Below are 16,269 nucleotides of genomic sequence, written 5' to 3'. Positions count from 1 at the left end.
ACTCAGTTCACAGAGTAAGTCACTCTGGCGGACGTTCTGCTCGCCGAGGCGCAAGGAGGCGCTCTCGTGACTGTTCTGGGGAATCCGCCGGGAGTGGACGGCGACGGCGCCCTGATCCGAATCGGTCCGCCGCTGTTGCGCGAAGAGGCCGACGCCTGTCCCGAGGGGCGCGCGTTGCGGGCCCGTCCCCTGCTCGTCCAGCAGCCTGGGCGTTCCCTTCGCAAGCCGGTCGAGGACTTCGTGTTTCAGCCGATGGACCGTCTGCTGGACGCCGTAGAACACGAGGGCAGGACCATCGCCGAGGCGACCGCGAACCGTTGGCACGTCCGCAACTGCTCAAGTGCGCACGCGGAATGGGCGTGGGAAGCGGCCCGGACATTCCTTGCCGCGCGTGACCGGGAGCAGTCGGCACGCGTGGCCTCCGGACATCCGGCCACCTCTCCCGTACAACTGCGCTGGGTGGGCGGAAAAAAGTTGAACGTCCTTGACGCGCGGGGGGCCGACCAGTATGAACGTACGGCCTGGGGGCGGCAGTACGCGTCCGGGGACGGAACGGTCCGAGAGCTCTGGATTCCATCCCTCAACCAGGTGAAAGAGGACCGCTCGTTTCCTGAGGTGGTTGCCGCCGCGCACGTGCTCGCCTCGGGGGTTCTGGCGCGCATGCCGTACGGGAAGCGCTCCGAACCTCTCGTGCTTCCTCAGCCGCAGCCGCGCAGGGTCCGCGTCCTCGGCGTCGGGCTGGGAGACGGTTCCACCGCCGTGCTCGGTGACTGGGGCGTGGAGGAGATCCAGCGTCTGTTCGACCTTCAAGTGCGTGGCCTGATGGCCAAGGTGACCGACGGCCGAGGCCGGCGTCCCGGCTCGGACTGTGTCCGCTGTGAGGCACTCGCCGGCTGCCGAACCGTCCCTCGCGCCTCCGGTCTGCTCGGTGTGCCGGGACCGGCCCGCCCCCGCAAGCGGCGCAGTGTCTCCGTCTCCGACCTGCGGGCGTACCGGGACTGCCCGGCCAGGTACCACCTGACCAGGGTGCTCAAGCTGCGTGACGGCCGGACGGAGAACGAGGCGATCCGACGTGGCCGTGCGGTCGACGCCTGGCTCAACGAATGCCATGGCGCACGCCCGACGGTGCCCTGCCGGGACATCCCGTTGCCCGACACCTTGCCGGGGCTCGACGAGGCCGAGTTGCCCGCAGCCCGCGCCATGATCCGTGCGCACAGGGGACTGTGCCCGCTGGACGGCCTGCCCGTCACGGAGCGGGTCGAGCCGCAGCGCCGCGTCGCCGTGTACGACGAGCAGGCGGATGTCGTCGTCATCGCCGCCTGCGATGTGGTCTACACGGATGACGGTGGCGTGGTGATCCGCGAAACGAAGACCGCCGCACACCGCTTCGGGGAGCGGCGGAGCCTCGTGGAGACGTTCCCCCAACTTGCGCTGGCGGTACTTGTGTTGGCATCCGGCGTGCTGGGTGGCGATCCTCGTCGTTCCCGTGTTGAGCTGGAAGTACTGCGCCCGGACGGAGCGCGCCTCGAGGAGCTCGACCCCTGCGACGGCCTCACCCTCGACCGGTCCCGGCAGGTCATCGCCGGACTCGCCACCGGCTGGGCTGCCGACGAGACCTACGCGGCCGAACCCGCACCGGACTTCGATTGCTCCGACTGTGAGGCGGCGCGCTGGTGTTCCGTGGGACGTTCCCGGCGTGCCGCCGACACCACGGGGGAGACCCGGTGACCATCGACGACCATGGTGACGTGCCGGCCGCGAACTGGGTGGCGCACGACGGCGTACCGCTGCTGCGGACGCTCGCCACGGCACTTCTCGCCCTGGAGGCGCAGACCGGCCTGGACTCCTTCACCCTCCCCTACCCCGCCGAGGCACAGCGGGCGCTTGACCGTACGGTGCTGACCTGCCTGCTGCGCGGCGCCCGCCCGCCCGCCGGGCTGACGGAACTCGTCGACCGCTGCCGTACGGTGCCGCTCGAGGACTGGCCCCTGAACCTTCCCGCCGACCTGGTGGAATCCGGGGACCGGCTGCTCGACGAGATCTCGGGCAGGCCCACCGAGCTGTGCCACGAGTGGGCCGGTCGGAGCCCCGACTCGGCCGCGGTCTTCCGGGATCGCGAAGTCGTCCTCGTCGCCCTCCGCCTGTGCCGCGAGTACGGTGAGGAGGACGCGTACACCGCCTTCCGCGGGCTGCTCGTGCACCGTCCGGTTCTCACGGCCGCCGAGATGTACGAGGTGACCGGTGACATGGTGCTGGAACCCGTGCACGAACTCATCCGGCGTGTCTACAAACCCGTACCGGAGTCCTACCTGCGGGACGGCGCCTACACGGCCTGTGGGCGGTGCCTCACCCTGCTGACTCCGGTCGGAGCGGGTGAGTGGTGGTGCGAACGGGACCGCTGTCGGCGTCAGGGTCCGCCACCACCGGGCCGACGGATCACCGGCGACGGTACTCTCACGGTCAGCCAACTCGAGCGGCCTCTACGGCAGTTCGTTACCGGTCCGGGGAGGGCCGAGGCCGATCTGGAACGTGAACTGCTGGCCTTGGGGCTTCAGGTGCGGATGTGGCCCGGCTACGACGCCTACGACCTCCAGGTGGTGTTCCCCGATGGCTGGCGCTGGGCAGTCGACGTCAAGGACTGGGCACACCCGGCGTTCCTCGGCCGCTCGGCCCGCCCCGTTCCCCAGGATCCGCCGTACGACGAGGCGTTCTGGTCAGTGCCGGTGCACCGGGTGGCGGCCCGCCCCAACTACGTCGCGGCCTTCGAACGGGCCCGGCCCGCGAGCGCCGGTGACCTGCCGCTGCTGACCGATGCCGAACTCGTGACCCGTGCGAAGCGACGGCTGCGCACATGCAAGGGAGACCGCCGTGCGTGACCGTGAGAGCTGGCACCGGCCGGTGAGCCGCGATCTGGCCCTGGTGTGGAACGGGCTGCCCGACGGGCTCGACGGAGTGAAGCCCGTCCATGTGTGCCAGGTCGAACTGGCGCTGCGCCTGCTGCAGCGTCTCGCGCCGCAGGAGCCGGCCGAGGGCGCCTACACACTGCTGGGCGGCTACCCCTTCGCCCGTGCCGCCGGCCTGGCGCACACCCGCGAGCACGAGACGATGCTCACCGCCGCCCGCCATATGCTGTGGACGCTCCGGCGGGGACGCGCCTGGCACCAGGCGCTCGACGTGTACCGCCTGGTTCCCGAACGGCTGCGCGCCTACGATCTGCCGGGCCCTCGCGAGCGGACCGCGCCCCGACCGCTGCTGCCGACCGTCGCGGCCGGCCGTGTCGCCGTGTATGACCAGGCCCTGGCCCGGGTCCCCGACTTCGTCCGCAGGCCGCTTCCTCTGGCACCGGCGGGCCGCAGCAGTTTTCGGGAACTGCGCCGGACCACATCGGTCACGATTCCTGAGCTCCTCGTCCTGGAGAGCCCTTCCGGACACGATCTGTCCGTGGGACGTGCCGGGAGGGCCGCGCCGCTCACCGTCACGCAGGACGAACTCGTCGGCACTGCCCGGTGGATGGACCGTACCGAACGGGAAGCGGGGGTCGAGCGGCCGGGGAACTGGGAGGCGCGCATGGCGGACGTGCGCATCGCGCCACGGGACGCGGACGGGCGCGGCTTCACCGACGGCGACGCGCTGCGGCTGGACGGCCTGCTGCACCTGGCGGGCATGGTGGGCGCCGGCAAGAGCACGCTGATGACACTGGTCGCGGTGTGGGCCGCCCGCCGGGAGATCCCGCTGCGCACCACCATCGTCGTGGGGGACGCCGCCGAACAGCTTCGCCTGTGCGAGCTGTTCACCGCTCTCGGCCTGTCCGCCGTTCCGCTGCTCGGGGCGAGCACACGCGAGACACATGTGCAGCGACTCCACCGCCGGCTCGCTTCCCGCGGCCTGGACAACCTCCTTGACCACGATGCGCAGGGTTTCGACGAGCTGAGTACGGCGTGCGTCGTGGACGCGCTCCGGGGAACCGAGGCGGCCAGACCGTTGCGCTATGCCGACGCGCCGTGCACGACCCTGTATCCGGAGCGGAACGCCCTCGAGCGAGGCGTCGGGCGGGCAGCCCAGGGTCCTGATGCCCTCCCCGCCGTCTGGGAACCGGGCACGTCCCGCACCGGCGAGGTCGCGCCCGCCGACCAGGAACCGAAGGGCTCCCCCCACGGCTGCCCCATCTGGGCCGAGTGCCCGCGCCACCGGTCGGTCCGTGCGCAGGTCGACGCGCTGATCTGGGTGGCGAACCCGGCCAGCCTGGTGCAGAGCGCGGTGCCCTCGCATCTCAACGACGAGCGGCTGCGGCAACTGGAGCTGGCCTGCATCCGCAGCGACATCATTTTCGTCGACGAGGCCGATTCCGTGCAGATGAAATTCGACGAGCTGTTCGCCCCGTCGGCCACCCTCGTCCAACCCGGTCTCGAGTCCTGGCTCGACCGGCTGCACACGCACAAGATCGAGGAACTCTCCCGGCAGGGACGGCTCCCACTGACGGACCGCCAGGTCGAACAGTGGAACGCGGCCCTGGCAGTCGTCACGGTTGCCGCCGACCGGCTGTACCGCCTGCTGATCTCCGACGAACCGCTGAGGGACTGGGTCGACACCGAGTACTTCAGCCCTTGGGCGCTCCAGGAGAAGCTCCTCGCCGACTGGTTCGACGGAGTACCGGGCCCCGACGCCTTCCACGCCGCGGACGACCTTGAAGCGGTAGCCGACGAACAGGAACTGTACGAGGGATACGAGGATGACACCGACGGCAAGGAACCCGACACGGCACCCACCGCACCCCGGGACCCGCGTCGGGACGAACTGGCCGCGCTGCTCGACGCCTTCCGCGACGACCCGCTCGGCGGCCGCGGGCGGCGCGGCACGCTCACCGACACCATGATCGAGACCGCCCAGGACCTCCTGCACGGCTTGTCCGCTCCCCGCACCCGGGACCGGGTCCGCGGGCTTCTCGGCGAGATGCTGCGGCAGACCCCGGTCGCGGATGGCGGCCGGGCGTCGACCGGGGAGGCGTACGAGAAGTGGCTGGACCTGACCTGCCGTCGCCTGGAGTTCACCCTGCTCCTGTCCGCCCTGCACCAGCGCCTGGACCGCCTCACCCACCTGTGGCCGCACGTGGAGGCCGCGCTGCGTCTCGGTACCCAGGGCAAGGAACTGGCCCGCCGCGCCCCCCTGGACTACGCGCCGCTGATCCCGGAGGCGCCCATGGGTAACGTCCTCGGTTTCCAGTACCTCCCCGATGACCGGGAGCGTGACGAGATCGGCCGCACCAGCGGAACCCTGCGCTTCTTCCGCTGTGCCGGCGTCGGACGTGAGCTCCTCCTTTCCCTCCCGGAGCTGGGCGCGGACCGTGCGGCCGGCCGCCCGGGCCCCCATGTGGTGCTGATGTCGGGAACCAGCTGGGCCGGCGAGTCCACCCGGGCCCACGTGCTCGCCCCGGTGGGAGCGGTCCTGAAACCGTCCGCCCGATCGCTCGAAGCGGTGGCGCGCACCCGCTTCGACACCCACTTCCTCTACGACGAGGAGGGCAGGCCGATGAGCTTGTCCGGGACGGCCCCCAAGGCCCGGACCACCCAGGCGCGCGCGATCGCCGCGAAGCTGGGCCGCCCCGGCCCCGGCGGCTGCGACAGCCCTCTCGACCTGGAACTGGCCAAGGTCGCCGACGACCACCGCAAGCGGGCACTGCTGCTGGTGGGAAGCTACCGGGAGGCCTACGCCGTCGCCGACACCCTGGACGCCGAGGAGCGGTGGCAGGGCCGGGTCCGGGTGCTCGTACCGGATGACGCCGACCTCGACCAGGCCCTGCACGGCATGGGTTTCGCGGAGGGCGGGACCACCTCGTCCACCCTGCGCCGCGGCGATCTCGCGCTGTTCGCCGAGGACCCGGCCGCGGAAGTCCTGGTCGCCCCGCTGCTGGCGGTCGAACGCGGCCACAACATCCTCAACGTCCAGCGCAACGCCGCCTTCGGCACCGCGCTCTTCCTCGCCCGCCCGCATCCCCGGCCCGACGAGCTGTCCCTGTCGGTCTTCGCCGTCAACGACTGGATCAGTCGCTTCGTCCGCGACCGGCCGCGAGCCGACGACCTTCCGGGGCCCGCCACCTTCACCGAGCTGGTGGCCCAGGCCACCACGCTGGACCAGGCGGGCCGTGATCTGAGGTTCGCGGGCCGCCAGGAGTGGCGTCGGCTGCTGTCTCGGCGTTACATCTACTCCCGGCTGTCCCCCTGGGAGAAGCGCGCGTTCGCATGGGACCAACTGGTCACCATGTGGCAGGTCATCGGCCGCCTGGTACGCGGTGGAGTACCCGCCAGGGTCGTGTTCGTCGACGCGGCCTTCGCTCCCCGGCTGGCGCGGTCCCTCGCTCCTACGGCCTCGGGCGCCGCCGTCCCGGCCGCCGACGGTCTGCTGCGGGCCCTGCGGTCGGTTCTGTCACCGTACTTCGCCCCCGATGCCGATCCGGACGCCTTTCCCGACCCGGCCGACCCGGCACTGGCCCGGCTGCTCTACCGGCCCTTCCACGACGCCCTGCAGGCCCTCGGCCATCACCGGCCCGTCCGCTGAGACGGCCGGCGCCGGCCCGCACGCCACCGCCGCATCCTCCGAAGGAGGTTTCGCCATGCCCGTGAACTACCGCACCGTCCGCACCGCCGCCTGGCTCCCGGCCGACCCCGGGACGACCCTGACCGCGCGCTACCGCGCCCTGCCCTTCCCCGAACAGTGGCGGGACGCGATTCTCGCCCTGTGCAGCGCCGGCCGTGACCCGCAGGCGGAGCCGTACCGGACCGTACCCACCCGCCGCCTCGAACAGGTCCTGCAGGCCTTCGTCCCGGACGTCCTCGTGCTGCCCCGGCCGCCCTTCCACGAGCGGGGAGAGGAACCGGAGCGCTGGCTGTACGTTGCCGAGGACGCCCCCGACCCGCTGCCCCCGCACGTCCTCACTCCGCTGCTGGGCCGCTGGCTGCGCGAGCTGCGGCCCGAACCGGAGCATCGGCCCCTGCTCAAGGACGTCCGCGCCCAGCTCGCCGAGCACCCGCCCGAGTGGGAGCCCGTCGAACGCGAACTGCTGGTCTGCGACCGCACCCGGGGCGGCACCGCCGCGCCTGCCCCCCACCAGTTCACCCTCACCACGGACTGGCTGGCCCGCCGAGTCCTGGCCCTGGGACCGTACCCGTACGAGGGCGGGCGGCTGCACTTCCGCGCCATGCCGCGCGGCCCCAGGGACCAGGGCGCGGAGCTGGTCTCGCAGCCCTTGCCGTACGAGCCGTCGCCCGGCAAGGGCACCTGGTGGTTCTCCGTCGTCCTCAACATCACCCTGCACACCGTGCCGTTCGACCCTCTGCCCCGTTTCCACCTCCACTGGTCCATCCGCCGCTGGGCGACGCGCACGTCACCCGCGACGGGACGGGTACGGCTGCCGTACGGAAGCCGGACCACGGTGCTGCTGCGCCCCCGGGTGCCGGTGCTGCCCGGAGTGCCGCTCAGCGAGCGGTACGCCGTCGCCCAGCTGGAGCGACGCTGGGACAAGGAGCGGGGCGAGTTCGCCGAAGGCTGGGCCTTCGGTGGCCCGGCCCGGCTGCTCCAGGACGTCTCCCTCGGCGAACCGTTCCCTGACGCCGACGCGATCCTGACGGACCCGGAGGAGTGGCTGCGGCGCGACGCACGGGCCGGGATCGTGTACCGCACCGCGATGGGCGGCCACGAGGTCAAGGCCGGCCTGATGTCGAACCAGTGTTCGGAGCTGACGGCCTGGGCGCAAGCGGCCCTTCCCGCCGAACTGCGTACGGCACCGGACCTCACGCACACCGCGCTCGCTGCGGCCAAACCGCTCAACGCCCCGCCCTCCAGTGTCCCCAAGGCGGCACGGGAAGAGGAGGAGACCCGTCGCTGCGCCGAGCGTCGGGCGGCGGTGGCTTTCGCTGTCGGAGAACTCGGCGCCAGGCGGACCGAGGACGGCCGACCGGTACTGGAAACGCGGCTGCTGTGGCAGTCGGCCGAGATGCGAGACGCGGCCCTCGGGGCACTCGCCACGCGGCTCGGCCTCAAGGGCGACGGTGGTTCCTTCACCGAGCAGGAGTACGACGCTGCCAACCCGGGCCGTCCGGTGGTGCACGAGTGGCAGGCGCCGGAACTCACCGTCCGCGTGCGGTGCCTGCGGCCCGTCGTGCGCCTTGATGATGGCACCGGCCGGGCCCTGACCGCGGGCCTCGACCTTCCGGAGGGCGTACGGCGTAGCCGAGAAGCGGTCACCGCGGCCGTGGGGGAGCGGCGGGCCGAGACGGCGGCGTGGCTGACCGGCGACCGGACCGGGGAGGCGCCCGCACTGGCCCTGGTCGAGATCGACCGCCCCGCCGATTTCGCGTCCCGGGACCACGACTCCAAGTTCGCCCTGCGGCTCGGCTGCGCCGACGCCGGCTTCGTCACACAGTTCGTGGCGCTCCCCAAGAAGACCAAGGGATACAACTCCCTGGGCAGCATGGACCACCGGGCCCTGATGGCCTGGGACGACGGACTGCGGCAGTTGGGCGCTCGGGTCCATCCCGAGCACGGTATCGAACAGGGCGTCCCGCAGGGGATGCGGTACGCAGCGGTCTGGATGGTCCGCAAGAACCACACCGCGCGCAACCGCTGGGCCGCCGATGTCCCGGTCGCCGTCCTGGTCACCCCCCAGGCCCCCGGGAGCGGTCTGGCCCGGGTCCAGGGCTGGGACCCGGACGCCGACGACGGCGCCGGGGCGTGGGTGCCGTACCCCGTCATGCTGCTCAGGCTCACCCATCTCGCCGAGGTACGGCCCTCCGTGCCGGCGCCACGGGCGGAGGGTGAGGCGGTGCCCGCCAGCCGCCGGCGCAGCTGGCGCGCCGACCGTGAGGAGCAGCGGCGGACCGCGGAGGAGTGGCTACAGAAGGTACGTGCGTCGCTGCGCCGCCGGCCCACGATGCTCCTGGTCGATGCGCAGAACGCCCGGTCGCACTGGACCTGGCTCCAGGACGGCCGTACGGAGCAGGACCGCATCCGTGATGGGCACGCTGAACCGCGGCGGCTCGCTCCGGACCTGCGACTGGTGCGGGTGCGCACGGGGAAGGGCCGCGAGACCGCCCAGTGGTGGGGGGTGAACCCCAAGGACGGACCCAACGGCATCGCACCGCACCTGTGGATCCCGGAAGGTGAGGGAGCGGGCCGGGTCTTCTACAGCACGACTCCCAAGCCCGTGCAGTTCAGCTCCTCGGCGGTGGAGGCAGACAAACTGGCGCCGCGTCCGCTCAGGATGGGCAAGCGCAAGGGAGAGCCGACCATCGACACGGGAGTGGTGGGCTGGATGCCCGCCCTCGTCGAACTGGCCGTCCTCGGCTGCCACACCGACGACGGAGACGACCCGCAGGCCCTGGCCCTCGCCGCCCACCTGCTGCGCCAGCCCCCCGACTACCCCCAGGCGCTCGCCCTGCCGCTGCCGCTGCACCTGGCGGGCCTGGGCCAGCAGTACGTGCTGCCGACGCGGCCCGAGGGGGAAGAGGATCCGGTGGACGGCGTGGAAGCCCCGGCGGAAGGCGCACAGGTTCCGGTGAGCCCGCCGGAGGAGCAGAGTGCGACGGACGCTGCGGCGGATCCCGACCCGGCCACGACGGCGGCAGCGGGTCTCGCCCTGGAACCGGATCAGCCCGAACCTGCTGATGAGCAGGAGCAGTTGGCGTTGTTCGGATTCTGATTCCGAAGGGAACAGGGCCGGCGGGAGTGTGCGATCCGGGTGGTTGCCGCGTGCGGTCAGAGGCCCGGACCGTGCCCCCGCCGGCCGACCGCCCGGGCCCAGGCCCGCACCGGTCGTGCGTCGGGACCCATCGGATGGGTGAAGGGCCGCAGCGGGTCCACCTCCGCCCACGGCACCAGGGCCTCTTCAGGCGTACGACGTGCGGGTAACCACGCGGAGAGGCGCTGCCACACCTCACCCGCGTGAACGGGCCGCTCGTCGGGCTCCTTGGCCAGCAGCTGGAGCACGAGTTCCTCCAGCGCGGTGGGGATTCCGCGGCGCAATTCCCGGGGCGGCGCGGGCGGCTTCTCCAGGATCATCCCGGGCAGCATGAGTTCGGAGTCGTGGGCGAAGACGGGTTCACCCGTCAGCATCGCGTAGAGCAGACAGCCAAGCGCGTACAGGTCCGTGCGCGCGTCGACCGGCTTGCCCCGGATCTGTTCCGGCGCCATGCATTCCAGGCTTCCGGGACGTTCTCCGGTCGTGGTGAGCGATGTCGCCTCGGGATCGAGGAAGGCGGCGACACCGAAGTCCAGGACCTTCACCACCCCGTCCGTACGGATGACGACGTTGCTGCCCTTGAGATCGCGGTGCACGACATCACGTGCGTGAACCGAACCCAGGACGGAGGCGATCTGCACACCGATCGAGGCGGTCTCCTCGACGGAGAGCGGGCCTTCCTCGATGATCCGGTCACCGAGCGAGAGCCCGATCACATACTGCATCACAAGGAAACGCGTACCGTTTTCCTCGCCGAGGTCGTAGACGGTCGCCAGCCCGGGGTGGTCGAGCCGGGCGACGGCCTGCGCCTCACGGCGGAACCGTTCGGCGTCGCGGGCGCGTTGCTCCTCGGTGAGGCCGAGGTCGGTGCTCATGGTCTTCAGTGCCACGTCGCGGCCGAGGTTCTCGTCGTGCGCGAGCCAGACGACGCCCATACCGCCCCGACCGATGAGGTTCTTGATCCGGTACCTACCGGCGATCAGCGATCCCGTGTTCATCCGTGCTGTGGCCCCGTCCCCTCCGTGCCCGTGGCGCCGCGCCCCGGGCGGTCGTCAGGGGAGAGTGTGGCACGACGGCGCGTGCAGTGCATCGGCCGAGGACGGTATGCGTGTTGACTCTGTTCACAGATTGCTGATCTAATAGAGATGAGGGAGGGGCAGTACCACTCGTACCTCCACCCACTACGGTGACGTGTGGATCGCGTCGGGAACAAGTGAGGATCACGTGGACGTCTTCGGGGTGCACCGCCGACTCATCCAGGACTACAAGGAGTACACGTCCGGATCGGTGGTGATCGACGATCCGCGCATCGGTGAGAAGGTCTCCAAATCCCTCGCTGATGGAGACCAGTGGCCCGATCCCTGGCTCTCACTGAACCCGAGCTTCGAGCGCGGCGGTACCGTCGACCATCTCGCCGACGACCTGGGCCTCCTGCATCCCGAGTGCAAGCGCATCTTCCGTGTCGGCAAGGACAAGCCGGACGCGACCGTCCGCCCCATCACCTTCCACCGTCACCAGAGCGACGCCATCGAGGCCGCCGCCTCCCGGCAGTCCTACGTGCTCACCACCGGCACCGGCTCCGGCAAGAGCCTCGGTTACATCGTGCCCATCGTCGACCGGGTGCTGCGGGAGAAGGACGCCGGAGCGCCCCCCGGCATCAAGGCGATCATCGTCTATCCAATGAACGCCCTGGCCAACAGTCAGATGGGCGAGCTGAAGAAGTTCCTCACCGCCGGCTACGGCGAAGGCGAGGAGCCGGTCACGTACGCCCGTTACACCGGCCAGGAGAAGCAGGCCGACAAGGACGCGGTGCTCGACAGCCCGCCGGACATCCTGCTCACCAACTACGTGATGCTGGAACTGATGCTCACCCGGCCCGAGGAGCGCAAGCGCCTCATCGGTCGGGCCAAGGGCCTGCGCTTCCTCGTCCTCGACGAGTTGCACACCTACCGCGGCCGACAGGGCGCCGACGTCGCCGTGCTGGTGCGGCGCGTGCGTGAGGCGTGCGAGTCGCCCGACCTGCAGTGCGTCGGCACCTCCGCCACCATGGCTACCGACGGCACCCCGGCCGCCCGCCGCCGTGCCGTCGCAGATGTCGCCTCCACGTTGTTCGACACGGAGATCCTCCCGGAACAGGTGGTGGGCGAGACCCTGGTCCGGGCGACCGGGGACGCCGCTCCCACCTCCGCCGAACTCGCCGCCCGGGTAAGGGAGAACAACCCGCCGCAGGAGTACGCGGCGCTCGCCGCCGACCCGCTGGCCCGCTGGATCGAGACCACGTTCGGGCTCACCAAGGTCGCCGACGAGGACGGTACGGAACTGCTGGTCCGCGCCGATCCCGTCACCGTGGAAATCGCCGCGCGTGCCCTGCGCGAGAAGGCCTTCGACATCCCGAAGGAGGCGCCCGACGACGAGCCGTACACCGCCTGCATGAACGCCATCCGCGCCACCCTGCAGGCCGGTTCGCAGGCCCGTGACCCGGAGACCGACCGGCCCCTGTTCGCCTTCCGGCTGCACCAGTTCCTGTCCAAGGGCGGCTCGGCGTACGTCTCCCTGGAGCCGGCCGAAAGCCGATACATCACCCGCACCTACCAGCAGCGGGTGCCCGGGCAGCCGGAGAAGCTGCTGCTGCCGTTGTCCTTCTGCCGCGAGTGCGGTCAGGAGTACCTGACGGTGGCCCGTGACCAGAGCGAGGACGGCACGGTCACGTTCCGCACCCGCGAGGACCAGGACGATGAACAGGGCTACCTGTACGTCTCCGCAGCCAATCCCTGGCCCGAGCACCTCGGCGACGCCGTCGAACAGCGCCGGTTCCCCGACAGCTGGCTCACCCCCGACCCGAAGAAGGGAACGACCGTCCTCACCGCCAGCCGCAAGAAGCGCGCGCCCCAGCCCGTGTGGGTGCGCCCCGACGGCGCCACGGTGGACAAGGGTCAGGGCGGCCTGTACGCGGCTTACCTGCCCGCCCCGTTCCTGTTCTGCCTGGAGTGCGGGGTCAGCTACGAACAGGTCAAGGAGCGGGACTTCGCCAAGCTGATGACGCTCGACCAGGAAGGCCGTTCCACGGCCACCTCGGTCATCAGCGCCTCCATCGTCCGTCACCTCAAGAACCTGCCCGAGAGCGAACTCGACGAGGACGCGCGCAAGCTCCTCACCTTCGTCGACAACCGGCAGGACGCCAGCCTTCAGTCGGGGCACTTCAACGACTTCGTGATGGTGACCCAGCTGCGCGGCGCCCTCTACCGCGCGATGCTCAAGGCGGGAGAAAAAGGGCTGCGCTGGAGGCGGCTGGGTGAAGAGGTTGTGGCAGCCATGGGGCTGGCCCGGCACGAGTACGCCAACAACCCCACCGAGGTGGAGGCGCTCGCCGAGGAGACGCTGGAGGCGCTGGCCCAGGTGGCCGAGTACCGGCTGTTCCTGGACCTGGAGCGCGGCTGGCGGGTCACCATGCCCAACCTGGAGCAGACCGGTCTGCTCGGCCTGGAGTACGCCGGGCTCGACGAGATCGCCCAGGACGAGGAACGGTGGCTCCGGGCCGCGGGACCGCTGCGCACCGCCACTCCCGCTACTCGCCTTGAGCTGTCCCGTGTCCTCATGGACGAACTGCGCCGTCAGCGGGCCGTGGACACCCCGTATTTCACCGAGGCGAAGTTCAACGAGCTGCGCAAGGAGTCGGCCAAACTCAATGACGCCTGGGCGGTGGCCGAGACCGAATCCGCGCCGCCGGCGCCCGGCGTCGCGGTGCCGCGCCCCGGCCGCCCCGGCCGCTCCGGGCGTACCCGCAGCGAGCTCAACCTCACCGGCCGCGGCGCCTTCGGTCGTTACGTCCGCAAGTCGGGGACCTTCCCCGACTGGCAGCACGGCCTCTCGCTCGACGACGCGCAGGATGTCATCCGCGACCTGCTCGACGTCCTCGCCGACGGGGGCGTCCTCGCGCGCGTCACCCAGCAGCGCGGGGAGGACCCCGGCTACCAGATCCACCACCCGGTCATCCGCTGGCACGCCCGCGACGACGACCACGGCGCGGTGGACCGGTTGCGCCGCACCTACCGCGACGGGCGGGGGCCCCGCGTCAACGCCTTCTTCAAGGGCCTCTACAAGGACGTCGCCGGCACCTTCGCCGGCCTGCACGCGGCCGAGCACACCGCCCAGGTCCACCCCGACATCCGCGAGGAGCGGGAGCAGCTGTTCAGCAAGGGCGTTCCGCTGCCCTTGCTGTACTGCTCGCCCACCATGGAGCTGGGCGTCGACATCGCCAGCCTCAATTCGGTCAACCTGCGCAACGTGCCGCCCACCCCCGCCAACTACGCCCAGCGTTCCGGCCGTGCGGGCCGCTCCGGTCAGCCCGCGCTGGTCACCACGTACTGCGCCACCGGCAACAGCCACGACCAGTACTACTTCACCCGTTCCGCCCAGATGGTCGCCGGTACCGTCGCCCCGCCGCGCCTGGACCTGGCCAACGAGGACCTGCTCGCCTCGCACGTGCACGCCATCTGGCTCGCCGAGACCGGCCTGGAACTGGGCCGCTCCATGACGAAGATCATCGACGCGGACGGCAAGGCCCCCTCCCTGGCCCTGCTGCCCGAGGTGCGCGAGCAGATCGCCAACAAGAGGGCGCAAGCCCGGGCCCTGGCCCGTGCCCGTACCGTCCTCGCCGGCTGCGCCGACACACTGCGGGACACCTCGTGGTGGCACGAGCAGTGGCTGGAGGACACCGTCAGCGGCGCTCCGGGCGCCTTCGACCTGGCCTGCGGCCGCTGGCGCACCCTCTACCAGAAGGCGCTGGAGGAGCGGGAGCTCCAGCACGACAACATCCGTAACCGCACGGCGACCGGCCGCTCCCAGCAGCAGGCCGTACGCCGCCGCGCCCAGGCGGAGAACCAGATAGCGCTCCTGGAGAACCGCCAAGGCGGTGAGCGCACGGTGCTGTCCGACTTCTATCCGTACCGCTACTTCGCCTCCGAGGGCTTCCTGCCCGGCTATTCCTTCCCCCGGCTGCCGCTGGCCGCGTACATCCCCGGCACCAGCCGCACCAGCCGCGGCTACGACGGCGACTACCTCCAGCGGTCCCGGTTCATCGCGATCCGCGAGTTCGGCCCCGGCGCGCTGATCTACCACGAGGGCAGCCGCTTCAAGGTGAACCGGGTCCAGCTGCCGCCGGACACCTCCGGCGAGCTGACCACCGACAGCGCCAAGGTGTGCCAGAGCTGCGGCTACCTGTCACCGGAGGACCAGCGCGAGGACACCTGCCCCGGCTGCCAGGGCACGCTCGGCGACGCCCGCACCGGCCTGCTGCACCTGCACACGGTCTTCACCCAGCGCCGCGACCGGATCTCCTCCGACGAGGAGGAGCGCCAGCGCACCGGCTACGCCGTGGAGATCTCCTACCGTTTCAAGAAGCACGAGGACGGCCGCGACGGCTCCCTGCGGGCCGAGGCCAAGTCCGCGGCCGGCACGCTCCTCGCGCACCTCGCCTACGGCGACAGCGCCACGGTCCGGCTCACCAACCTCGGCTACCGCCGCTCGGTCGCCAAGGGCGAAATCGGCTTCTGGATCGACCCGGTCACGGGGGAGTGGCTGGCCGGCTCCACCGGAGCCAAGGGCACCGGCACGGCCGGCCGGGAGGCCCCGGAGGAACAGGAGGGCCTGGCCGACGCGGACAAGGCGCTGCGCAAGGTCCCCGTCATCCCCTACGTCCAGGACACCCGCAACATCCTTGTGCTCCAGCTCGCGGCCCCCGTCGACCGGGACACGGCGATCACCCTCCAGTACGCGCTGGAGCGGGGCATCGAGGCCGAGTTCCAGCTGGAGGACTCCGAACTGGACACCGAGGAGCTGCCTCCGTACGACGGTCCCCGCGAGCGGCTGCTGTTCATCGAGAGCGCCGAGGGCGGTGCGGGTGTGCTGCGCCGGTTGCAGGCCGAGCCCAAGGCGCTCGCCGCTGCTGCACGGCGAGCCCTGGAGATCGCACACTTTGACCAGCACGGCCGCGACCGGGGAGCGGAGAAGGAGAACGGCGACCCCTGCGAGAAGGGCTGTTACGACTGCCTGCTCTCCTTCGGCAACCAGCGCCACCACCGGGCGATCGACCGCCGTCTGGTCCGCGACCTGCTGATGGAGCTCAAGGACGGTGCGGTCGGCGGCGGCCACGTCGGCCGCACCCGCGACGAGCACGCCGACGCGCTCATCGAGGGCGCCGACTCCTCCCTGGAGGAGCGGTTCATCGCCTACCTCCGGGCCCACGGCCACCATCTGCCGCAACGCCAGCAGATGAAGGTGAGCGAGGCCCTGTCCAAGCCGGACTTCGTCTACGACACCGGCTACGGCCCGGTCGCCGTGTTCGTCGACGGCCCGCACCATGACCACGCCGAGACCGCCCTGCGTGACGAGGAGGCCGCCGAGCGGCTGAAGGAGATCGGCTGGGAGGTCATCCGCATCCGGTACGACGACGACTGGGCCAAGGCCGTCGCCGAGTACCCTTCGGTGTTCGGTGAGGCACGCCGCTGACCTGCGGCGGATCTCACCACCCTCCGTGCACG

The 16,269-nt window shown here is 71.1% G+C and carries 6 protein-coding genes; 5 read left to right on the top strand and 1 reads right to left on the bottom strand.

The window, feature by feature from the left end; all coding sequences use genetic code 11:
• Positions 1-66 precede the first annotated feature (66 nt).
• The 4 genes from KUM38_RS40345 to KUM38_RS40330 are packed head-to-tail and all read left to right on the top strand — an operon-like array spanning position 67 to position 9,691.
• Complete coding sequence (locus tag KUM38_RS40345; protein WP_217137116.1) at positions 67-1,728, top strand: PD-(D/E)XK nuclease family protein; 1,662 nt, start codon at positions 67-69, stop codon at positions 1,726-1,728.
• Complete coding sequence (locus KUM38_RS40340) at positions 1,725-2,876, top strand: hypothetical protein (protein ID WP_308409160.1); 1,152 nt, start codon at positions 1,725-1,727, stop codon at positions 2,874-2,876. Before KUM38_RS40345 ends, KUM38_RS40340 begins: the two co-directional genes overlap by 4 nt.
• On the top strand, positions 2,869-6,552 hold the full coding sequence (locus KUM38_RS40335; protein WP_217137115.1) for a hypothetical protein: 3,684 nt from the start codon (positions 2,869-2,871) through the stop codon (positions 6,550-6,552). The genes KUM38_RS40340 and KUM38_RS40335 overlap by 8 nt, the downstream gene beginning before the upstream one ends.
• 55 nt (positions 6,553-6,607) lie before the next feature.
• On the top strand, positions 6,608-9,691 hold the full coding sequence (locus tag KUM38_RS40330) for a pPIWI_RE module domain-containing protein (RefSeq protein ID WP_217137114.1): 3,084 nt from the start codon (positions 6,608-6,610) through the stop codon (positions 9,689-9,691).
• Positions 9,692-9,747: 56 nt separating this feature from the next.
• Here the strand turns inward: KUM38_RS40330 and KUM38_RS40325 are convergent, their stop codons facing one another.
• On the bottom strand, positions 9,748-10,728 hold the full coding sequence (locus KUM38_RS40325) for a serine/threonine-protein kinase (RefSeq protein WP_217137113.1): 981 nt from the start codon (positions 10,726-10,728) through the stop codon (positions 9,748-9,750).
• A gap of 226 nt (positions 10,729-10,954) precedes the next feature.
• Here KUM38_RS40325 and KUM38_RS40320 point away from each other — a divergent pair, with 226 nt between their 5' ends.
• Entirely contained in the window at positions 10,955-16,237 is a 5,283-nt protein-coding gene (locus tag KUM38_RS40320; protein ID WP_217137112.1) for a DEAD/DEAH box helicase, read from the top strand.
• Positions 16,238-16,269: the final 32 nt, after the last annotated feature.

Origin of the sequence: Streptomyces sp. AC558_RSS880, assembly GCF_019049255.1 — a bacterium.
Classification (GTDB): domain Bacteria; phylum Actinomycetota; class Actinomycetes; order Streptomycetales; family Streptomycetaceae; genus Streptomyces.
This window is presented reverse-complemented; position numbering and strand designations above follow the sequence as displayed.

Excerpts from the sequence above, each read along its gene's own strand:
- KUM38_RS40325 (WP_217137113.1), bottom strand. The coding sequence starts at position 10,728 with ATGAACACGGGATCGCTGATCGCCGGTAGGTACCGGATCAAGAACCTC.
- KUM38_RS40330 (WP_217137114.1), top strand. The coding sequence starts at position 6,608 with ATGCCCGTGAACTACCGCACCGTCCGCACCGCCGCCTGGCTCCCGGCC.